Origin of the sequence: Lysobacter sp. CCNWLW3, assembly GCF_036697405.1 — a bacterium.
Classification (GTDB): Bacteria; Pseudomonadota; Gammaproteobacteria; order Xanthomonadales; family Xanthomonadaceae; genus Lysobacter.
Genome location: NZ_JBAHWA010000001.1, coordinates 558,452 through 580,572, shown reverse-complemented (window position 1 = coordinate 580,572; position 22,121 = coordinate 558,452). Strand labels below are relative to the sequence as shown.

The 22,121-nt window shown below is 68.9% G+C and carries 15 protein-coding genes; 11 read left to right on the top strand and 4 right to left on the bottom strand.

The features are described from left to right. Window positions 1-96 precede the first annotated feature (96 nt). From V1318_RS02630 to V1318_RS02610, 5 genes are all read left to right on the top strand, one after another. Complete coding sequence (locus V1318_RS02630; protein WP_332937467.1) at window positions 97-900, top strand: TSUP family transporter; 804 nt, start codon at window positions 97-99, stop codon at window positions 898-900. A gap of 30 nt (window positions 901-930) precedes the next feature. After that, entirely contained in the window at window positions 931-1,488 is a 558-nt protein-coding gene (locus V1318_RS02625; RefSeq protein ID WP_332937466.1) for a CopL family metal-binding regulatory protein, read from the top strand. A 156-nt stretch (window positions 1,489-1,644) separates the two neighbouring features. Further along, window positions 1,645-4,335, top strand: a complete 2,691-nt coding sequence (locus V1318_RS02620; protein ID WP_332937465.1) for a TonB-dependent receptor — start codon at window positions 1,645-1,647, stop codon at window positions 4,333-4,335. A gap of 78 nt (window positions 4,336-4,413) precedes the next feature. Beyond that, on the top strand, window positions 4,414-5,106 hold the full coding sequence (locus tag V1318_RS02615) for a PepSY domain-containing protein (protein ID WP_332937463.1): 693 nt from the start codon (window positions 4,414-4,416) through the stop codon (window positions 5,104-5,106). Then, window positions 5,103-6,938, top strand: a complete 1,836-nt coding sequence (locus V1318_RS02610) for a 2Fe-2S iron-sulfur cluster-binding protein (RefSeq protein ID WP_332937462.1) — start codon at window positions 5,103-5,105, stop codon at window positions 6,936-6,938. The genes V1318_RS02615 and V1318_RS02610 overlap by 4 nt, the downstream gene beginning before the upstream one ends. A gap of 66 nt (window positions 6,939-7,004) precedes the next feature. Here the strand turns inward: V1318_RS02610 and V1318_RS02605 are convergent, their stop codons facing one another. Further along, on the bottom strand, window positions 7,005-8,402 hold the full coding sequence (locus tag V1318_RS02605) for a trypsin-like peptidase domain-containing protein (RefSeq protein ID WP_332937460.1): 1,398 nt from the start codon (window positions 8,400-8,402) through the stop codon (window positions 7,005-7,007). Window positions 8,403-8,768: 366 nt separating this feature from the next. Between V1318_RS02605 and V1318_RS02600 the strand changes: the two genes are divergently transcribed. Together V1318_RS02600 and prfB are read left to right on the top strand one after the other, a co-directional pair. Further along, window positions 8,769-11,717 (top strand): VIT domain-containing protein, encoded by a 2,949-nt coding sequence (locus V1318_RS02600; protein WP_332937458.1) that lies wholly within the window; start codon window positions 8,769-8,771, stop codon window positions 11,715-11,717. A 160-nt stretch (window positions 11,718-11,877) separates the two neighbouring features. Beyond that, window positions 11,878-13,006, top strand: a protein-coding gene (gene prfB / locus V1318_RS02595; protein ID WP_332937456.1) for a peptide chain release factor 2 whose coding sequence is annotated in 2 segments (ribosomal slippage) — window positions 11,878-11,952 and window positions 11,954-13,006 — 1,128 coding nt in all. Because the reading frame shifts where the segments join, the coding sequence is not laid out codon by codon here. A 64-nt stretch (window positions 13,007-13,070) separates the two neighbouring features. Here the strand turns inward: prfB and V1318_RS02590 are convergent. After that, a complete protein-coding gene (locus V1318_RS02590) occupies window positions 13,071-13,205 on the bottom strand; it encodes a hypothetical protein (RefSeq protein ID WP_332937455.1) in 135 nt (44 codons plus the stop codon). Window positions 13,206-13,428: 223 nt separating this feature from the next. Here V1318_RS02590 and lysS point away from each other — a divergent pair, with 223 nt between their 5' ends. From lysS to V1318_RS02575, 3 genes are all read left to right on the top strand, one after another. Next, window positions 13,429-14,943, top strand: a complete 1,515-nt coding sequence (lysS, locus tag V1318_RS02585; protein ID WP_332937453.1) for a lysine--tRNA ligase — start codon at window positions 13,429-13,431, stop codon at window positions 14,941-14,943. A gap of 223 nt (window positions 14,944-15,166) precedes the next feature. Further along, the gene (locus tag V1318_RS02580) at window positions 15,167-16,225 is read left to right on the top strand and encodes a two-component system response regulator (protein WP_055901601.1); all 1,059 of its coding nucleotides are present in this window, start codon (window positions 15,167-15,169) and stop codon (window positions 16,223-16,225) included. Window positions 16,226-16,228: 3 nt separating this feature from the next. Beyond that, entirely contained in the window at window positions 16,229-18,394 is a 2,166-nt protein-coding gene (locus tag V1318_RS02575) for a response regulator (RefSeq protein WP_332937449.1), read from the top strand. Between the two features lie 51 nt (window positions 18,395-18,445). On the opposite strand, the gene V1318_RS02570 is transcribed toward V1318_RS02575, so the two are convergent. Further along, window positions 18,446-19,339 (bottom strand): crotonase/enoyl-CoA hydratase family protein, encoded by an 894-nt coding sequence (locus V1318_RS02570; RefSeq protein ID WP_332937447.1) that lies wholly within the window; start codon window positions 19,337-19,339, stop codon window positions 18,446-18,448. A gap of 289 nt (window positions 19,340-19,628) precedes the next feature. After that, window positions 19,629-21,302 carry a long-chain fatty acid--CoA ligase gene (locus V1318_RS02565; RefSeq protein WP_332937445.1) on the bottom strand — a complete coding sequence of 558 codons (1,674 nt, stop codon included), beginning with the start codon at window positions 21,300-21,302 and terminating at the stop codon, window positions 19,629-19,631. 185 nt (window positions 21,303-21,487) lie between these two features. Between V1318_RS02565 and V1318_RS02560 the strand changes: the two genes are divergently transcribed. Next, window positions 21,488-21,958, top strand: a complete 471-nt coding sequence (locus tag V1318_RS02560) for a nuclear transport factor 2 family protein (RefSeq protein ID WP_332937444.1) — start codon at window positions 21,488-21,490, stop codon at window positions 21,956-21,958. The last annotated feature ends 163 nt before the right edge of the window (window positions 21,959-22,121 follow it).

Here is a 22,121-nt window from a genome sequence, read left to right as displayed (position 1 = left end):
CCGATCCTGGCGAAGACGGCCACGCGCCCGCATCGCGCTTTCATGGACGAGGCGCAGCGGAGACAATGCGCGCTCCCGGAATCAGGTGCGCCGCCGATGGAGTTCTCGCTGGAGGTCGTCGCCTTCCTCATGGCCGTGGCCTTCGTCGCCGGCGCCATCGACGCGCTCGCCGGCGGCGGCGGGCTGCTGACCATCCCGGCGCTGATGGCGGTGGGCATTCCGCCGGTCGCGGCCATCGCCACCAACAAGCTGCAAAGCGCGATCGGCACCTCCAGCGCGGTGTTCGCCTTCGCGCGCAAGGGCCATATCGATTTCCGCCGCTACGCCTTGCCCGCGCTGGGCGCGTTCGTGGGCTCGGCCGGCGGCGCCTGGCTGCTGCAGCGGCTGGATCCGTCCTTCCTCAGCGGCGTGATTCCCTTGCTGCTGATCGCGATGGCGGTGTACTTCCTGCTCGCGCCGCGCATGAGCGACCAGGACAGCCACCAGCGCATCGGCCCCTACGCATTGGCGGCGCTGATCGCGTTGATCGGCGCCTACGACGGTTTCTTCGGTCCCGGCACCGGCTCGTTCATGGCCACGGTGCTGGTCGCGTTGGGCGGCCTGGGCGTGGTGCGCGCGACCGCGCAGACCAAGTTTTTCAACCTGGCCAGCAACCTGGCCGCGCTGGCGGTGATGATCGCCGGCGGGCACGTGCTGTGGTTGCTGGGATTGGCCATGGCCGTGGCCAGCGTCGCCGGCGGCCAGGTCGGCGCGCATGCGGCCATGCGCTTCGGTGCGCGCGCGGTGCGGCCGGTGCTGGTGGTGATCTGCCTGGCGCTGACGGTGAAACTGTTGGCGGACCCGGGCAATCCCTTGCGCATCGCCCTCGCGGCGCGTTGGTCCGGGATCGGTGGCGGCTGAATCGGCGGCTGATCGGCGGCGGCTGAATCGGTGACGGCTGAATCGGCGATCCATGCCGGACCGCATCGATGCAGCTGCGGCATCCATGTCCAGGCCGCGTTGTCCGCGTCGAACGACACACTCGGCATGCCATTCGTCACGCGGTTGACACACGCTTTTTTGTCGTGCTATTTCATCGGGGCGTTCTCGTCACAGCGGCCTATGTTCTCTCTCGGCACACTCCTGCGTTGCCTGTTGATCGTGGCGTTCTGCCTCGAAGGCACGCTGTCGCTGTGGACTTCCAGCGCCATGGCCGCCGAGGGCGCCGTCGCCGCCGCGGCCAGCGTCGCCGCCGAATCCCGGGACGGGCTCGCCGCCGATCCGGATTGCGAGAACGACGCTTCCCACGAGCAGGGCCGCACGCCGCACCGCGACTGCGATTGCGGCAGCGGTTCGGGCTGCTGCGCCTGCGCTTTCCCGGTGCTGGCCGTGGTGCACAGCGTTCCGTTCGCCGCGCAACACCGTCTTGCCGACCAGCCGCCGACGCCGGCGCCCGCGTCCGTGGTTCCTGCCGCCGCTACCGGCGTATTCCGACCTCCGATCGCCTGATCCGGTCCGGCCACCTGCGTGGTGGTCTCCGTCGCCTTTCGCCATCTCCGCGCAGCCGCGTGGGCATCGCCATGGGCGCTCGCTAGCCAGATCACAAACCGTTCGGGGAATTCCATGTACTGCAAGCGCAACCACCTCGCTACCGCGATAGGCCTGATGCTGTCCGCCGGTATCTGCCAGGCCGCCTACGCCCAAACCGCCGCACCGGCCGCCCCCACGGAAGACACCGCGCAGGATGCGACGACCATCGATACGGTCACCGTCACCGGCAGCCATATCAAACGCGCGCAGATTTCCGGCGTCGGGCCGGTCACCGTGCTCGACCGCGAAGCGATCCAGCGTTCCGGCGCGATTTCCATCGACACCTTGCTGCAGCGTTTGCCGGCGGCCGCGGGTTTCGCCGGCAACCAGACCAATGCCTACTGGGCCGACAACGGCTACGGCACCACCCAAGTCAATCTGCGCGGTCTGGGCATCAACCGCACCCTGGTGCTGTTGAACGGCCGCCGCATCGTCAACGGCGGCACCGGCGCCAACAGCTCGGTCGATCTCAACGTGATCCCGATCGCGCTGATCGAGCGCGTCGAAGTGCTCAAGGACGGCGCATCGGCGATCTACGGTGCCGACGCGGTGGCCGGCGTGGTCAACATCATCACCAAGAAGAAATTCGACGGCGTCGAGGCCTCGCTGCGCTACGGCCAGACCTTCCAGGGCGACGGCGACGAGACCGCGGTGGACCTGACCTGGGGCATGAGCGGCGAGGGTGGTTCGATCATGGCCGCGGTCAACTACACCGAAGGCGGCACGGTCAACATGGCCGACCGCGCGCCCTGCGGCCTGGGCGAGTCCAACGGCCAGCTGGTCTGCGTGGGCAGTTCGACCACGATCGGCGGCCGCGCCGTGCTCGCCGACGGGCGGCGGGTGAACTTCAACCAGGACCCCAACGGCGACGGCGATTTCTACGAGACCTATTCGCCGGCCAAGCACAACTACAATAGCAATCCCTATCTCAACGCGGTCAACCCGATCAAACGCCTGAGCTTCAGCAGCTTCGGCAACTTGAATCTCAGCGACGACCTGCGCCTGTTCACCGAGCTGATGTACACCAATCGCCGTTCCAACCAGCTCGCCACGCCGGGCGCGATCGGCCAGTACCGGCCGATCAACATCGCCGCCAATCATCCGACCAATCCGACCGGGCAGGACCTGCTGCTGCAGCGCCGGCGCCTGCAGGAGGGCGGGGTGCGCGAGTTCTACCAGGAGACCGACACCTTCCGCGTGGTGCTGGGCCTGGACGGCAAGTTCGGCCTGGGCTGGGACTGGTCGGCGGCGCTGAACTGGGGCCGCAACACCGGCATCGACGGCTCCAGCAACGTCGCCAATCTCGACCGCGTCGATCAGACCTTGAACACCGCCCTGTGCAGCAACGCGCCCGGCGCGGCGATTCCCTGCGCCGACTATCTTGGCTACGGCGACATGACCCGGCAGGTGCTGGACTACATCATGTTCACCACCCGCGACACCGGCGGCAACGAGCAGAAGAGCTTCACCGCCAACGTCAGCGGCCAACTGTTCGAGCTGCCGGCCGGCTGGGTGGGGCTGGCGACCGGCGTGGAGGTGCGCAAGGAACGCGGCTGGCGCGATCCGGATCCGCTGACCGTGCTGGGCATCGCCAACACCAACCAGCAGCAGCGCATCGCCGGCGAGTACACCGCCAAGGAAGTGTTCGCCGAGATCGCGGTGCCGCTGCTGCAGGGCAAGGCCTTCGCCGATGCGCTGACCCTCAACGCCGCGGTGCGCTACTCGGATTACGACCTGTTCGGCGCCGACACCAACTACAAGGTCGGCCTGGACTGGCAGGTGGTGCCCTCGCTCAAAGTGCGCGCCAACTACGCGACCGCGTTCCGCATCCCGAACGTGCCCGAGCTGTTCGGCGGCGTGTCCGAGGGCAACCTGACCACCACCGATCCCTGCAGCGGCTGGAGCGGCAAGCCAGCCTCGTCGGTGGTCTACCAGAACTGCCAGGCCGCGGGCGTGCCGGTGGGCTACACCCAGTTGGGCAACTCGGTGCTGACCACGGTCGGCGGCAACGCCGAGCTCGAGCCCGAGGACGCCGAAACCCTGACCGTGGGCGCGGTCTGGACGCCGAGCTTCGCGCCCGATCTGACCCTGACCCTGGATTACTACAAGATCAGGATCGATCATGCGATCCAGCGCATCGACGGCTCGACCAAGCTCTCGGTCTGCTACAACACGCCGGGCCTGAGCCACCCGTTCTGCAGCGCCGACAACTTCACCCGCAATCCGCTTACCGGCGAGATCGATTTCCTGTCCGCGCAGCCGGTCAACGCCGCCAGCGAGCGGGTCTCGGGCATCGACCTGGGCCTGCTGTACCAGTTCGATCTGGCCGGCTGGGATGCGAACCTGAGCTGGGACGTGTCGTACCTGAAGAACTACGACGTGCGTCCGTTCCTGGGTGCGGACGAGATCCGCTACGCCGGCAAGATCACCGGCGGCCGCGGCAGTTACACGCAGTGGCGTTCGTTCGCCTCGCTGACCCTGGCGCGCGGTCCCTGGTCGGGTTCGTACAGCCTGCAGTACATCGGTTCGGCCGACGACATCAACGCCGAACGCGGCGACATCGGCGATCGCGCGCCCAGCGTGAGCTACCACAACGTCCAATTGAAGTACGCCTTCAGCGAGGCCTTCGCGCTCTCGGCCGGCGTCGACAACTTGTTCGACAAATCGCCGCCGTTCATCCAGAGCTGGACCGACGCCAACACCGACACCATGACCTACGACCTGTTGGGCCGGCGCTGGAACCTCAAAGCCACCTACCGCTGGTGATAGGCAGCGGCCCTGCCGGCGTTCGCCGGCGGGGCCGAGGCATCGCCGGCATGCGCACGAATCGAGAGTGGTGAAGCTATGAAACCTGCATTCTGGGCGCGCCGCGCCCACAAATGGATCGCCCTGGTGGTCGGCGTCCAGGCCCTGCTGTGGATGGTCAGCGGCCTGTACATGACCTCCATTTCGATCGACATCATCCACGGCGATCATCTGGCCCACAGCAAGGCCAAGCCGCTGTCGGCGTCGACCGCGTTCATCGCGCCCGACGCCCTGCGCGAACGCTATCCGGACCTGAGCGGGTTCCGGCTCAAGCGCTACATGGAACGCGAGGTCTACGAGCTGCGCCGGGGCGACAAGCTCAGCCTGGTCGACGCGCGCAGCGGCGAAGCCTTGAGCCCCCTGGACGAAGCGGGCGCGCGGGCCCTGGCGCTATCGCTGTATCAGGGCCAGGCCTCGATCGAGACGGTCGAGTTGCTGCAAGTGGCGCCCAGCGAGGTCAAAACCCGGCCGGTGCCGATGTGGCGGGTGTCTTTCGCCGACGGCAACGAAACCGCGCTTTATCTCTCGCCGCAGACCGGCGAGTTGCTGGCCAAGCGCCACGACCTGTGGCGCTGGTTCGACTTCCTGTGGATGTTCCACATCATGGATTACCAGGAACGCAGCGACGTCAACAACACCCTGCTGCGGATCGCCTCCGGACTGGGCCTGGTGTTCGCGCTCAGCGGCGTCTGGCTGCTGTTGTACAGCTTCAGCAAGAGGCGGCCGGCATGACGCCCTGGATGCGCAAGCTGCACAAATGGGTCGGCCTGATCGTCGCGCTGCAGTTCCTGCTGTGGACGGCGAGCGGGCTGGTGATGAGCGTGCTCGATCACGACACCGTCGAGGGCCACCAGCACCGCGCTCACGCCGCCAGGACCGAGCGGCCCTGGCCCGCGGGCACCCTGGCGCCGGCGCAATTGCTGGCCCGGTCCGGCCAGCCGGTGCAGGGCGTGGAAGCGGCCTGGTTGCAGGAGCGCCCGGTGTATCGCCTCAGCCACCACAGCCGGGCCTGGCTGGTCGACGCGCGCGACGGGCGGCCGCTGAAGATCGACGCCGCGCTCGCCAGCCGCCTGGCCGCGGCGGACTACGTTGGCGACGGCCGCGCGGGCGCTCCGCAATGGATGCAGCGCGCGACGCTGGAAGTGCGCGGGCACGCCGGCCCGTTCTGGCGCGTGGACTTCGACGACGGCGACGGCACCACGCTGTACCTGTCGGCGCAGGACGGACGCATCCTGGAACGGCGCAACGACGCCTGGCGCCTGTTCGACCTCTTCTGGATGTTGCACATCATGGATTACAGCGGGCGCCAGGATTTCAATCATCCGCTGGTGATCATGGCCGCGGCCGGCGGGCTGTGGATCGCGCTGTCCGGCGTCTGGCTGCTGGTGGCCAGCTTCCGCCTGGGCGAATTCGTGCCCGCGCGCTGGCGGCCGCTGCGCGCCTTGACCGTGTTCGACAACGCCGGCGACAAGCTGCGTTCGCTGGAATCGCATCGTGGCGACACGGTTTATCTGGCCATGGCCCGCAACGGCCTGCAGCTGCCGTCGAACTGCGGTGGCGGCCAGAGCTGCGGCCTATGCGAGGTGCGGGTGCGCGGCGTCGCACCGGCGCCCAGCAGCGCCGACCGCGCCCATCTGGCCGAGAGCAAACTGCGCCTGGGCCATCGCCTGGCCTGCAATCTGGCGCTGGACGGCGACCTGCAGATCGAAGTGGCGGGCGGCGCGGCGCTGTGGACGCAGCGCCAGGCCACGGTCGAATCGGTCACCGCGGTCACCCCGTTCCTGCGCGAGATCGTGCTGCGGCCGGAGTCGCCGCCGGGGCCGGAGTTCCAGCCCGGCGCCTACCTGCAACTGCACGTGCCGGACTACACGCTGCGGCGCGACGACATCGCCTATCCCGAGCAGCATCGCCAGGATTGGGCCGCGCTGGACCTGCCGGCCAGCCTGCACAACAAGGACGCGGTGCGCCGCTCGTACTCGCTGGCCTTGCCGGTGGACAAGGCCGACGGACGCCTGACCCTGCTGGCGCGTTTCAGTCCCGGCGGCCAGCACAAGAAGCGCACACTGTTCGGCAAGGGGTCGACCTATCTGTACTCGCTCAAGCCCGGCGACGCGGTCGACTTCAGCGGTGCCTTCGGCGACTTCGCCCTGCAGCCGGGCGAGCGCGAGAAGATCTTCATCGGCGGCGGCGCGGGCATGGCGCCGTTGCGGGCGATGATCCACGCCCGGCTCGATCGGGGCGGCCGCGAGCGCATGCACTACTGGTACGGCGCGCGCCAGCTGCGCGAAGCGCCCTACGTGGAGGAGATGGCCGAACTCGCGCAGCGCCACGCCAACTTCAGCTGGCACCTGGTGCTGTCAGAGCAGGCCGAGCAGGGCGACGGGCTGCTGCGCGGCCTGGTCCACGAGGCCACCCACGAGCATTTGTTGAGCGCGCACCCGGACCTGGGCGCATGCGAGTTCTACGTCTGCGGTCCGCCGGCGATGCTGGCGGCGACGCGGCAGTTGCTGCGCAAGCTGGGCGTGGCCGACGATCGGGTCGCGTTCGACGACTTCAAGGTCTGAGCGGCGCGGGCAAGAAAACGGCCTCTCCCGCGTGGGCGGGAGAGGCCGAGGTGACGACGTTGCGGATCAGGGGCCGAAGTAGGTCGAGATGCTGGACCACACGCCGCTGAGCTGGGAGTAGTAGTCCGGCTTGTCCGGGCCGAGCTGGCCGCGCTTCTTGCAGGCCGAGTAGCCGCCGTACAGGCCGCCGCGCAGCTGGTAGTCGCCGTTGCCGTCGACGGTGAACAGAGCCGAACCCGAGGAACCGCCCTCGGTGACGCCGGCGTTCCAGATCACCTGGGTCAGCGGGCTCTTGCCGTCGATCGAACCCGACACGTTGGTCACGCCGCCCAGCGAGTACTTCTTGAGATCGCCTGCGGGGTGATGGATGCCCTCGATGCCGGTGCCGGTCGCGGTGATGGCGGTGCTGTTCCAGGCCGCGTAGAACGCGCCCGCGGGCGGCGCGGTCTTGAGCTCGAGCAGCGCGGTGTCGCGGCCGGCGTTGGCATGGCGCAGGAAAGCGCCGCCGGTCAGCGTGACCGCGCCGGGGTTGGCGGTGTCGTTGTTGCAGGCGGTGGCGTCGAAGAACCAATAGGTCTGGAGGCTGTCGGCCTCGGCCTGGGTGTCGATGCAGTGGGCCGCGGTCCAGAACAACTGGCGCTTGGGCGAGTTGCTGTTGTTGAGCAGGGTGCCGGTGCACAGGTAGGAGCTGCCGCCGCTGGTGTAGACCATGCGCGCGACCGACTTGCTGGCGGCCAGGAAGCCGGCGCTCGGGTTGGCCCGGCACACGATGTCCTGCTCGCAGGCGGCGCTGGCGCCGACGCCGGACTTGGCCAGATCGCGGGTGCTGGCGGCCGGATCCACGTCCAGATGCGAAAGCTGCGGCACGCTCAGGCTGAAGGCGTCCGGACGCTGGCCGGGCGCGAGCACGATTTCGACGGTGATGGTGGGGCCGGCCACGACCGGCGACCAGCCCGCCTGCGCGCCGCTGTAGCTGCGGCCGTTGTCGGCGAACACGCGGCCGTCGTTGCCGGCGAAGCGCAGGGTGACCGCGGAGGGATCGCCACCCCGCTTGCCGGCGGCGCTCAAGCGCAGGCCGGCGCGGACCGCGGCGGCGTTGGTGGAGGTCAGGGTGAAGCGCGCGCCGTGGGAGCCGTCCGCCAGCGCTTCCCAGTCCAGCCCGGTCAGATCGATCCGGCTGCGCTCGACCTGACGCGCCATGCCGATCTCCATCGGCTCGCCGTTGCGGTGCTGGTCGTCGCGGCGGGCGCGCAGCGCGTTCAGCGCGTCGGCGCTGGGCAGGCCCAGGTCGACCGCGCGCAGCGAACGGATCTTGTGGCCGGTGGCGAAGTCGGCGCCGCCCAGGGCGCCGGCCATGGGCTTTGCGGTGACGGGCGCGGCGGTCATTTCCGCCGCCGAGGTCGCGGCGCTCGCGCTGGAGATTGCGGCCAACAGCGCGTAGCGAAGCATGCCTTTACGTGTCATTGCGTCTGGCTCCCAGTGTGCTGATGAATACCTTGAAGCCCTCGCGGTGTGCGGGGCTGCCCGGATCATGGCCGAGCGCCGGGGAGGCCCGGCGCGGGCCGAAGGCGGGTAAACGCCCAGAAAGCGTGACAGCCATAGCGTTTTCCGAAACGGCGATCGCCTCGGCGCCGAGCACGGGCCCAGGCGCGGCTTCCGCCCGCGCGGACGCCGCCCAGGCCTTGCCGCCCAGGCCTTAAGGTGGAGGGGCAGGGGCTGCCTAGATTCCCGAACCCTGGACGCGTTGGGCCGAGGCTCAACCCCGTTCAGCGTTCGCGTGCGTTGGCTACCAGCAGGTGTGACCGACGACGAATCCAGGAGAGGTGACCGGTGCGTTCCTATGTCTTGAATGTGTGCCTGCTGTTGGGGCTGAGCGGCGCGGTCGCCGCCCAGGTCGTCGCGCCGGACCGTCTGTCGCTGACCGCGCCGCCGCTGATGCGCGTGCAGGGCGCCGAGCGGCCGATCGTGCTGGAAACGGCGGCGGTCGAGGTCGAAGTCAACGGCGGCCTGGCCCAGACCACGGTCGAACTCACGTTCCGCAATCCCAACGCGCGGGACCTGGAAGGCGAGCTGCAGTTCCCGCTGCACGAAGGCCAGCAGATCAGCGCCTTCGCCCTGGACATCGACGGCCGCATGCGCGCGGCGGTGCCGGTGCCCAAGGCGCAAGGGCAGGCGGTGTTCGAGGCGATCGAGCGGCGCCGGGTCGATCCGGCCCTGCTGGAGAAGACCGAGGGCAACCATTTCCGCCTGCGCGTGTATCCGATCCCGGCCCACGGCACCCGGCGCGTGCGCCTGAGCTATGTCGAGGCGCTGCGCCCCGACGGCGACGGCCGCCGCCTGCCGCTGCCGCTGGACTACGCGCGCGGCGCGGATGCGGTCGAGCTGCGCGTGCTCGCGCGCGGCGGCTCGGCGCCGCAGGCCGACGGCGGTTTCGGCCGGGTCGATTTCCAGCGCGACGGCAAGGGCGGTTACACGGCGCGGATCGCGCGCGAGCAACGGGTGGGCAATGGCCTGGGGCTGCGCTTCGCGCGCGCCAAATCGCCGCAGGCCTATACCCACAGCGTCGACGGCCAGCACTACTTCGTCGCCGAAGTGCCGGTGCCCGCGACCACCGCCACGCGCGCGCTGCCCAAGCGCGTGGGCCTGTTGTGGGACAGCTCGGCCTCGGGCCGCAAACGCGACCTGGCCGGCGAGCTGGTCTTGCTCGATCGTTATTTCGCCGCGCTCGGCGATGCCCAGGTGCATCTGATCCGGCTGCGCGACCGCGCCGAGGACGCGGGCGACTTCCGCGTCCAGGGCGGCGACTGGCGCGCGTTGCGCGACGCGCTGAAGGCCACGGTGTACGACGGCGCCACCGATCCCGGCGGCTGGAATCCGCAGGCCGAGGTCGAGGAATACCTGCTGGTCAGCGACGGCCTGTTCAACTACGGCCAGCGCCGCTTCCCGGAGCTGCGCCGCGGCCAGCGCCTGTACGCGATCAACTCCGCCGGCAACGCCGCCGACAGCACGCGCCTGAGCGCGCTGGCCGAGGGCCACGGCGGCCGCCTGATCGCCTGGCAGACGCCGGGCGCGATCGACGCTGGCGTGCGCGAGCTGTTGAGCGCCGGCGCGCGCCTGACCGATCTGGAGGCGCTGGGCGCGACCGACCTGGTCGCCGAGTCGGCGTATCCGCAGGACGGCGTGCTGCGCGTGGCCGGGCGCCTGACCGCGCCGACCGCACAGCTCAAGCTGGGCTTCGAGGGCCAAGCGCCGCTGCAACTGGCGATCGATGCCGACACGCCGGACAGCGCCTATGCGGCGCGGCTGTGGGCCGGCTATCGCGTGCGTGCGCTGGGCGCCGAACCCGAGCTCAACCGCGCCGCCATCGCGCGGCTGAGCCAGCAGTTCGGCCTGGTCACGCCGGAGAGTTCGCTGCTGGTGCTGGAAGCGCTCGCCGATTATCTGCAGTACGACATCCTGCCGCCGGCCGAGCTGCGCGCCGAATTCGATCGCCTCAAGTCCGCTCAATCCGTGCAGCGCGACGACGCGCGGCGCAGCCATCTGGACCAGATCGCGGCGCAGTTCGAGGACACCGTGCAGTGGTGGCGCAAGACCTGGCCCAAGGGCCGGCCGCCCAGCCCCGAGACCGAGGCCAAGCGTCGTCAACGCGCCGGCGAAACCGAGGGCGCGGTGGCGGGCTATGCGCCGCCGATGCCGATGGCCGCGCCGGCGCCGGTGACGACGCTCGGCGTGGTGCACGAGGAGCGGGTGGACGCGGCGGCCCAGAGCCTGGACCGGATCGAAGTCACCGGCGCGCGGATCTCCGCCGATGACATCGCCCAGGCCGAAGCCGAGCCCAAGGGCGAGGCCGGCGACGGCGGCGAAGGCCGCGGCGCGACCATCGCCCTGCAGGCCTGGAAGCCGGATTCGCCGTACGCCGCGCGCCTGCGCAAGGCCGCTCCGGACCAGGCCTACGCGATCTACCTGGACGAACGCGACGGCTACGCCGCCAGCACCGCCTTCTATCTGGACGTGGCCGACGTGCTGCTGGAAAAGAAGCAGCGCGCGCTGGCGCTGCGGGTGCTGTCCAACCTGGCCGAACTCGACCTGGAGAACCGCCACATCCTGCGCGTGCTCGGCTATCGCCTGCTGCAGGCCGACGAGCCGGGCCTGGCGGTGCCGGTGTTCGAGCGGGTGGCGCGCCTGGCGCAGGAGGAGCCGCAGAGCTTCCGCGACCTCGGCCTGGCCCATGCCGCCGCGCGCGATTACCAGCCGGCCATCGACAACCTCTACCAGGTGGTCAGCCGGAGCTGGGACAGCCGCTTCGAAGGCGTGGCCCTGATCGCGCTCAACGAACTCAACGCGATCGTGGCGACCTCGGGCCGGCCGCTGGACACCTCGGCCATGGACCGGCGCCTGCTGCGCAATCTGCCGCTGGACCTGCGCGCGGTGCTGAGCTGGGACAGCGACAACTCCGACATGGACCTGTGGGTCACCGACCCCAACGGCGAGCGCTGTTTCTACCAGCACACCCTGACCTACCAGGGCGGGCGCATTTCCGACGACTTCACCGGCGGCTACGGCCCCGAGGAGTTCATGCTGCGCGACGCCAAGCCGGGCAAGTACAAGGTCGAGGCCAACTTCTACGGCGACCGCCAGCAACTGGTCACCGGCGCCACCACCCTGCAGCTGTGGCTGAGCACCGGCTTCGGCACCGCCCGCCAGCAGGACCAGCGCGTGACCCTGCGCCTGAAGCAGCAGTCGGAGACGGTGCTGGTCGGCGAGTTCGAGGTGAAGTGAGCGCCGCGCGGGACGCGCGCCGCGACCGCGGCCCGCGTCGCGCGCCTGTGCCGGATCCGGCCCGGGGGCGCGGCGCGAGCCGCCGGCCCTGGGGCGGGCAGGGCCTGGACCCGCCCGGCCTGCTAGAATCGCCGGTTCATCCGCATCAAAACCACCGGACATGATCGAACTCAATCCCGTCCGCCAGCGCATCGCCGACCTCACCGGGCGGCTGGATTCGCTCAGGGGGTATCTTTGACTACGACAGCAAGGTCGAACGTCTCGAAGAAGTAAACCGCGAACTCGAAAGCCCGGACATCTGGAACGACGCCGAACGCGCCCAGGGCCTGGGCCGCGAGCGCTCCTCGCTGGAGAAGGTGGTCGACGGCATCCGCAACCTCACCGACGGCCTGACCGGCGCCGGCGAGCTGCTGGAGCTGGCCGAGATGGAGGACGACGAATCCACCGCGCTGGCCGTGGTCGAGGACGTCGAGAGCTACGCCAAGGAAGTCGAGAAGCTCGAATTCCGGCGCATGTTCTCCGGCAAGATGGACGCGTCCAACGCCTTCGTCGACATCCAGGCCGGCGCCGGCGGCACCGAGGCCCAGGACTGGGCCGAGATCCTGCTGCGCATGTACCTGCGCTGGTGCGAATCGCGCGGCTGGAAGACCGAGCTGATGGAGGCCAGCGGCGGCGACGTCGCCGGCATCAAGTCGGCCACGCTGCGGGTCGAGGGCGATTTCGCCTACGGCTGGCTCAAGACCGAGACCGGCGTGCACCGGCTGGTGCGCAAGTCGCCGTTCGACTCCGACAACCGCCGCCACACCAGCTTCACCTCGGTGTTCGTGTCGCCGGAAGTCGACGACAACATCGACATCGAGATCAACCCGGCCGACCTGCGCACCGACGTCTACCGCTCCTCCGGCGCCGGTGGCCAGCACGTCAACAAGACCGAGTCGGCGGTGCGCATCACCCACATCCCCAGCGGAATAGTGGTGGCCTGCCAGACCGGCCGCAGCCAGCACCAGAACCGCGACAACGCGATGAAGATGCTGGCCGCCAAGCTCTACGAGCTGGAGATCCAGAAGCGCAACGCCGAGCGCGACGCGGTCGAGGCGACCAAGTCCGACATCGGCTGGGGCAGCCAGATCCGCAACTACGTGCTCGACCAGAGCCGGATCAAGGACCTGCGCACCGGTGTGGAGCGCAGCGACACCCAGAAGGTGCTGGACGGCGATCTCGACGAATTCGTCGAGGCCAGCCTCAAATCGGGCCTGGAAGTCGGCTCCAAACGCAGCGACGCGGTCTGAACCCCGCCGGCGACGGGCGCGACACGGTCGCCGCCCGCCGCCCGGGGGCCGCGTCGCCGCCCGCCTAGGGTTGGGCGGCCGTCGCGGCGAGCTTGGCCCGATCGCGCTCGGCCCGGTGCTGGCCGAACTCGTAGCCGGCGCGGGCGAGGGCGCAGACCACCGCCACCATCGCCAGACCGATCAGGAATTTCTTGAACATGCTGCATCCGCCTCATGGGCGCGCCGACAGTTAGGGCGCAGCAACGAATCTAGGCCCGGCCGAGCGCGCACGGATGTGCGCAAGGTCACCCGGCCTTTCGGGCGCGGGCGCGGGCCCGCCCGGCGGCCGGCCGCGAGCAAACCGTCGCGGCTGCCAGTACTCTGCGCTCCTAAGCAATACGTTCCCGACCCCGTCCCACCGCAACCCTCACTACGCGAAGACCATGACCGACCAGACGCCCGAGACCACGCCGCACGACGAGAACCACCTGATCGCCGAGCGTCGCGCCAAACTCACGGCGCTGCGCGGGCAGGGCATCGCCTTCCCCAACGACTTCCGCCGCGGCGACTACGTCGGCGACCTGCAGCAGGCCTACGCCGACGCCGAGCAATGGAACGCCGAGGCGCTGGAAGGCAAGCGCCACCGCGTGGCCGTGGCCGGCCGCGTGCTGCTCAAGCGCGACATGGGCAAGGCCGGCTTCGCCCAGATCCAGGACGAGTCCGGGCGCCTGCAGCTGTGGCTGAAGAAGGACGTGCTGGGCGAGGCCTACGAGGTGTTCAAGGAACTCGATCTGGGCGACATCGTCTCGGCCGAGGGCGAGCTGACCCGCACCCGCACCGGCGAGCTGTCGCTGAAGGCCGAAAGCCTGCGCCTGCTGACCAAGGCGCTGCGCCCGCTGCCGGACAAGTTCCACGGCATGGCCGACGTCGAGCAGCGCTACCGCCAGCGCTACGTCGACCTGATCGTCTCGCCGGATGCGCGCGACGTGTTCGTCAAGCGCTCGCTGATCATCCGCGCGATCCGCGCCTGGCTGGACGCGCGGCGTTTCCTGGAAGTGGAAACGCCGATGATGCATTACATCCCCGGCGGCGCCGCGGCCAAGCCCTTCACCACCCACCACAACGCGCTGGACCTGGAGCTGTACCTGCGCGTGGCGCCGGAGCTCTACCTCAAGCGCCTGGTGGTCGGCGGCCTGGAGCGCGTCTACGAGATCAACCGCAACTTCCGCAACGAGGGCGTGTCGACCCGGCACAACCCCGAATTCACCATGCTCGAGCTGTACGAGGCCTACGCCAGTTACACCGAGATCATGGACCTGACCGAGGCGGTGATCCGCCACTGCGCCGAACAGATCGGGGCGTTGGTGTCGGAGTGGGACGGCAACCGCATCGACCTGGGCCCGGCGTTCCGGCGCTGGTCGATGATCGACGCCGTGCTGGAGCACAACCCCGAGATCAAGCGCGAGGAGCTGCGCGACCTGGCCGCCATGCGCGCCCATTGCGCGCGCCTGAAGCTGCCGATCAAGGCCTCCTACGGCTGGGGCAAGCTGCTGCTGGAGATCTTCGAGGCCACCGTCGAGCACACCCTGATCCAGCCGACCTTCATCACCGACCATCCAGTCGAGGTCAGCCCGCTGGCGCGCGCCAACGACCTGGACCCGGAGATCACCGACCGCTTCGAGCTGTTCATCGGCGGCAAGGAGCTGGCCAACGGCTTCTCCGAGCTCAACGACCCCGAGGACCAGGCCGCGCGTTTCCGCGCCCAGGTCGACCAGAAGGCCGGCGGCGACGACGAGGCCATGCACTACGACGCCGACTACATCCGCGCGCTCGAGGTCGGCCTGCCGCCCACCGGCGGGCTGGGCGTGGGCATCGACCGCCTGGTGATGCTGCTGACCGGCTCCTCCTCGATCCGCGACGTGCTGCTGTTCCCCTACATGCGGCCCGAAGCAGGCTGATCGCCCGCCGGCGCCTGCGCGGCCCGGCGGGACGCGACAGGGCGGCGGCCGTGAACCCCCGCCGCGCCGCCGCGGCGCGAACAGGAAGGCCGCAGCTGCGGCCTTCCTGCGTTCTGGATAGACGCCGGCAAGCAAAATGAACGGGGCGGCTGCCAACGGCCGCTGGGCGGGGTATCCTCGCCTTGTCGGCCACCACAGGGGGTGGCCCCTCACGGATGCCGGTGTGAACGTCGTTATCGTCGATGACCAAACGTCCGCGCGCACCATGCTGCGCCATATCATCGAGGACATTGCGTCCGAGTTGGCCGTGCACGACTTCGGCGAACCGGAAGCCGCGCTGGCCTGGTGCGAATCCAGCCAGCCCGATCTGCTGTTGCTGGACTACCGCATGCCGGGCATCGACGGCCTGGAATTCGCGCGCCGCTTCCGCCGCCTGCCGCTGCATCGCGACATCCCGATCATCCTGGTCACCGTGGTTGGCGACGAGCCCGTGCGCCAGGCCGCGCTCGAGGCCGGCGTGATCGATTTCCTGGTCAAGCCGGTGCGCCCGCGCGAGCTGCGCGCGCGTTGCCGCAACCTGCTGCAGCTGCGCCAGCAATCCGAAAACGTCAAGCAGCGCGCGCTGTCGCTGGAGCAGCGCCTGCTGTCGAGCATGCACGAGGTCGAGGAGCGCGAACGCGAGACCCTGTCGCGTCTGGCGCGCGCGATCGAGTACCGCGACGCCGGCACCAGCGCCTACCTGGAGCGTATGGCCCACATCGCCGGGCTGATCGCCGAGGCGCTGGGCATGTTCGAGGACGAGGTGCGGGTGATCGAGATGGCCGCGCCGCTGCACGACGTGGGCAAGATCGCGATCCCCGACGCCGTGCTGATGAAGCCCGGCCCGCTGACCGAGGAAGAGACGGCGGTGATGCGCCGTCATCCCAAGATCGGCTACGAGCTGCTCAGCGGCAGCCAGAACCGTTTCATCCAGGCCGGCGCGATGATCGCGCTGCGCCACCACGAGCGTTACGACGGCAGCGGTTATCCGGACGGCCTGGTCGGCGAGGAGATCCCGCTGGAAGCGCGGATCGTGGCGGTCGCCGACGTGTTCGACGCCCTGATCTCGCCGCGCCCCTACAAGAAGGCCTGGGACGTGGACGCGGCCCTGGGCTACCTCTATGCGCAGCGCGGGCGTCTGTTCGATCCGCGCTGCGTGGATGCCCTGATCCGCAGCCGCGCCCGCCTCGAAGAGATCTGCAGCCGCTATTCGACGAGTGTCCCCCGTCCCGGCATGGAGTAGCCGATGGCTTCCGTCCTGCGCTTGTTGAAGGAGCGCCTTTCGAATCGCCCGGACAGCGAGCACGGGCAGGCGTTGGTGCGGTTGGTGATCGCCTGCCTGATCGTGGCCTACCTGCTGAGCCTGCACGCGTTCGAACGCGACAGCCAGGCCGCCATGACCATGCTGTGGGTCATGCTGGGCGAGTCGGTGATCGGCCTGGCCCTGCTGGCCGGCATCGTGGTTGCGCCGGGGGTGTCGCACATCCGCCGCTGGGTCGGCATGATCGCCGACTACTCGACCCTGGCGATGCTGATGTCGCTGGATGCGCCCTCGCTGGCGCCGCTGTACGTGATCGTGCTGTGGGTGACCATCGGCAACGGCCTGCGCTACGGCACCACCTACCTGTACACCGCGGCGGCCCTGGCGGCGGCCTCGTTCATGGCCGTGGTCATCGGCAATCCCTATTGGCGCGTGCAGCCCTACCTGGCCGCGGGCCTGTGGATGGGCCTGGTCGCGATCCCGGCCTACCTGTCCTCGCTGCTGCGCAGCCTGCAGAAGGCGACCGAGGACGCGCGCCGCGCCAACGAGGCCAAGAGCCGCTTCCTGGCCAACATGAGCCACGAGCTGCGCACGCCCCTGAACGGCATCATCGGCATGGCCGAGCTCATGCACGGCACCCGCCTGGCGCCGGAGCAGCGCGAGTACGCCGAGGTCATCCACACCTCGGCCCAGTCGCTGCTGTTGCTGGTCAACGACGTGCTCGACATCTCCGCGATCGAGGCCGGCAAGCTGCAGCGCCGCGATGTCGACTTCAATCTGCAGGAGGTGCTCAAGCGCCTGCAGAAGATGCTGCAGCCGCTGGCCTCGGCCAAGGGCCTGACCTTCAAGGTCGATATCGAGGAAGACGTGCCGGTGCGCCTCAACGGCGACAGCGCGTTGTTGACCCAGGTGCTGTTGAACCTGATGCACAACGCGGTCAAGTTCACCGAGAAGGGCGGGGTGTCGCTGGTCGCGCGCCTGGCCGGCGACCGCGCCGACGCCGCCGACCCCGAGCGCCGCGTGTGGCTGCGCTTCTCGGTGCGCGACACTGGCATCGGCGTGCCCAGCCAGGACGCCGAGCGCATCTTCCAGGCTTTCGAGCAGGTCGACACCGGGCCGACCCGCCGCTTCGGCGGCACCGGTCTGGGCACCACCATCGCGCGCACCCTGACCCAGTTGCTGGGCGGCGAGATCGGGCTGGAAGAGAACCCCGGCGGCGGCAGCCATTTCTGGATCGAGCTGCCGATGCTGCTGGAGGAGACCCAGCCGACCCAGCAGCACGAGACCGCGAGCAGCGACGGCGGCAAGGTGATCTCGTTCGAGGATCCCTTCATCCGCCACAAGACCCGGGTGCGCAATCTGCGCGTGCTGATCGCCGACGACCAGCAGGCCAACCGCACCGTGCTCACGCGCATCCTGGAACGCGCCGGCCACCGCGTGACCGCGGTCAACGACGGCGAGCAGGCCCTGGATCAGCTCGAGGTCGCGCAGTTCGAGCTGGCCGTGCTGGACATGCACATGCCCGGCCTCAGCGGCCTGGACGTGATCCGCCAGCTGCGTTTCATGCAGGCCGGCACCGGCCGCAATACGCCCACCATCATCCTCAGCGCCGACGCCACCCTGCAGGCGTCGGAGGCGGCCAACGAGGCCGGCGCGATGGCCTTTTTGACCAAGCCGATCGTGGTCGGGCGCCTGCTGGAGACCATCGCCGACGTGGTCGATTCGCAGAAGCTGCCGGCGGTGCGCGCGATCAGCGACGTCAGCCGGCCGCTGACCAATCCGGCGGTGCTGGCCGAGCTGGCGGAGATGGGCCTGGGCGAGCAGTTCCTGCGCGATTTCGTCGAGCAATGCCTCAAGGACGCCGGCGGCTGCCAGCAGGAACTGGCCAAGGTCGGCGCGGCGCGCAACTGGGAGGAGTTCCGCGAGGTGGCGCACGCCTACAAGGGCGTGGCCGAGAACCTGGGTGCGCACTCGATCGCCGAGCGCTGCTCGCAGATCATGCGCGCTAGCGACGAAGTCCTGGCGCGCGAGCAGTCCAAGCTGGTGACGGATCTGGCCGCGCAGCTAACCGCGGTGACCGACGCCAGCCGTCACGAAGTCGCCCGGCTCAGCCGCAGTGGGCGCGGCAAGGACGTCCCCGACGTCTCCTGAGCCCTTCGTCCTGCCACGCAAGACGCGTGGCAGGCTCCCCCTGCGAAGTCCTCATGCGAACGCAAGCGCCGGGGCGTTCGATTCCGCGCGGCGCTGCTGAGCGCGCACCAGGCGTTCCATGGTCTTCAGCCCGCGATCGTTCAGGCGCATCGCCGCGTCCACCCACTCGGTGGTGACCGACAGCAATTCGTCCAGGGTGACCGGGTTGCAGGCCTGGCGGACCGTGTTCATCGCGCGCAGGGCGTTGCCGATGCGCTGGTTGCGCCTGACCATGTCGGCCGCCGCGCGCAGGCCTTCGCCGCGCGGAACGACCATGTCGACCACGCCCATGCGATGCAGCTCTTCGACCGGGTAGACGCGCGCGTCCAGCATCATGCGCTCGGCCTGGATCGGGGTGACGCGACGGGTGAGGAAGGTATAGGCGCCCATGCCCGGGAACAGATCGAACAGCACCTCCGGGAAGCCCATGCCGGTGCCTTCCTCGGCGATGATGGTGTGGCAGCACAGAGCGGCCTCGAAACCGCCGCCGAGCGCGTCGCCCTGGATCACGGCGATGCTGTGCACGCGGTCTTCGTACAGCTGGTAGAGATTGAACGCGACCTCGATGCAGAGCTTGGCGTACTCGAGCAGGCGGCCGCGGTTGCCGTTGCGGATCAGCTGCGAGAACAGGGCCAGGTCGCCGCCCAGGTTGAAGGCGTGGGAGTCGTCGGAGGCGAGCACCAGATGGTGGATGCCGGCGCGCGCGTTGTCGGTCGCGGCAAGTTCGCGGCGGATGCATTCCTGGGTGCGCTTCATGTCCCAGAGCAGGCGCTCGGAGAAGCAGGGGTGGTAGACCTGGGACGGATTGGCGTGCATGTAGCACCAATCGGCGGTGCCGGCGGCATCGGTGACGCGGCGGAACAGCGAAGAATCTTCGAGGTGCAGACGTGCGGGGACAGCAGACATGGCGAGGCTCCTAGTCGTAGTAGGGAATGACGGGCATTGGCCCGGCAAATTCATGCTACACCTGCCGTTCAGACTCGAAGCTCCAGAAATTGGCCGACCCCGCGGCCAGAACGGGCGTGTGGCCGATTCAGCATGCCTCAGCGGGCGTGACCCGGCTGGCAAACCGATGCTCGGCAGGGCCGATTCTATGCGCCCAAAACAAAGCGCCCGCAAGGCGCGAGGGCCTTGCGGGCGCGTTTAGGCGGCTTATCGGACGGACGGCGCGCTTGGGCCGCCGGACCGGCGGCGTTCAGGCCGCCGGCGCGTCCCGCAGCTCGCGGCGCAGGATCTTGCCGACGTTGGTCTTGGGCAGCTCGGTGCGGAACTCGACGTACTTGGGATGCTTGTAGCCGGTGAGGTTCTCGCGCGCGTGCGCCTTGACCTGCTCGGCGGTCAGCGCCTGGTCCTTCTTGACGATCACGACCTTGACCGCCTCGCCGGACTTCTCGTCGGGCACGCCGACGGCGGCCACTTCCAGCACGCCGGGCATCATCGCGATCACGTCCTCGACCTCGTTCGGGTACACGTTGAAACCCGAGACCAGGATCATGTCCTTCTTGCGGTCGACGATGTAGAAGTAGCCCTGTTCGTCCATGCGCGCCATGTCGCCGGTGTGCAGCCAGCCTTCGCTGTCGATGACGTTGGCGGTTTCCTCCGGACGCTTCCAATAGCCCTTCATCACCTGCGGACCCTTGATGCACAGCTCGCCGACTTCGCCCATCGGCAGCATGTTGCCGTTCTCGTCCTTGACGCAGGCGTCGGTGGAGGAGATCGGCAGGCCGATCGCGCCGTTGTAGTCGGCCAGGTTCATCGGATTGATGCAGGCCGCGGGCGAGGTTTCGGTGAGACCGTAGGCTTCCAGCAGGGTCACGCCGGTGACCTGTTTCCAGCGCTCGGCCACCGCGCGCTGCACCGCCATGCCGCCGCCCAAGGTCAGGTGCAGGCGCGAGAAATCGACCTCGCTGAAGCCCGGTGTGTTGAGCAGGCCGTTGAACAGGGTGTTGACGCCGGTGATGGCGGTGAACGGCGTTTTCTTCAGTTCCTTCACGAACGCCGGCATGTCGCGCGGGTTGGTGATCATGTGGTTGAGACCGCCGAACTTCATGAATACCAGGCCGTTCGCGGTGAGCGCGAAGATGTGGTACAGCGGCAGCGCGGTGATGATGATCTCCTCGCCCAGCTTGACGTTGGTGCCCACCCAGGCCGCGGCCTGCTGCATGTTGGCGACCAGGTTGCGGTGGGTCAGCATCGCGCCCTTGGCCACGCCGGTGGTGCCGCCGGTGTATTGCAGGAAGGCGATGTCGTCGGGCGTGATCTCGATGTCGGGCAGCTTGTGCATCTGCCCCAGGGTCAGGGCGTCGCGGAAGCGGATCGAGCCCGGGAGGTTGTAGTCCGGGATCATCTTCTTCACGTGCTTGAGCATGAAGTTGACGATCGGCCCCTTGGGGAAGCCGAGCATGTCGCCCAGGCCGGTGGTGATGACCTTGATCGGGCTGCCGGCGACCACGTTCTGCACGGTGTCGCCGAAGTTGTCGAGCACGAAGATGACGCTGGCGCCGGAGTCGTCGAGCTGGTGCTTGAGCTCGCGCGCGGTGTACATCGGATTGGTGTTGACCACGGTCAGGCCGGCGCGCAGCACGCCGAAGGTCGCGATCGGGTACTGCAGGCAGTTGGGCATCATGATCGCGACGCGATCGCCCTTCTTGAGCTTGAGCTCGCCGAGCAGGTAGGCCGCGAACTGGGCGCTGAGGCGGTCGATGTCGGCGTAGGTAAGCACCTTGCCGAGGTTGGCGAAGGCCGGGCGGTCGCGATACTTCTCAATCGCGGTTTCCAGTACCGATACGATGGACGGGAACTCGTCCACGTCGATTTGCGGCGGCACCTCCGCCGGGTACTGGGCAAGCCACGGACGTTCAAAACTCATCGCGATCCCCTCTCTATCGCCGGTGTTTCCGTTCACTGGCAGCGCATCGAATGCGCCGCCGTACGGTCCTCTCCGGATTGGAGCATAGGCTCTATTGGCTGGCAAGGAGACCTGGGCAGGGGGCGCGAAAGACCGTCGCGACGTGTCAGGATGGCGACCGAAAAAACGAACGGACGGTCAGGTTTATGCAGACCCCTACCACGGGTTTCGGAACATCGGTTTGGCGCCGCGCCGCTTTGGGCCTGTGCGCGCTGGCGCTGCTGGCCCTGCTCGCCGCCTGCGCGCGCACGCCGCCCGAGCAGCGCCTGCGCGAGACCCTGGGCGAGTTGCAGACGGCCCTGGAAAAGCGCGACCTGGAGGGTTTGCAGGCGAGCCTGGCCGAGGACTTCGTCGGCCCCGAAGGCATGGACCGCAGGGGCGCCCGCGCGCTGGCGATGCTGAGCTTCCGGCGCTACCGCGATGTGGGCGTGGTGCTGGGGCCGGCCGAGATCGCGATCCAGGGCGACCGCGCCACGGTGCGCTTCAGCGCGGCGCTCAGCGGCGGCGCCGGTCAGGTGCTGCCGGAGGCGGCGCAGGTGTACGAGGTGCGCACCGGCTGGCGCGAGAGCGAGGGCGAATGGCGGATGACCAGCGCGGAGTGGAAGCCGAAGCTGTAGGGCAGGGCTTGCCGTAGGGCAGGCTCCGGCTTTCCATTCCCCCGCTCGCGGGAGAGGGGCATAGGTGTGCTGCGGGGCTTCCGCCGCCACGAAGCCGCTTACGCCGCCTTGCGCGCCGCCAGCTGCCGCAGCACGTAATGCAGGATGCCGCCATGACGGGTGA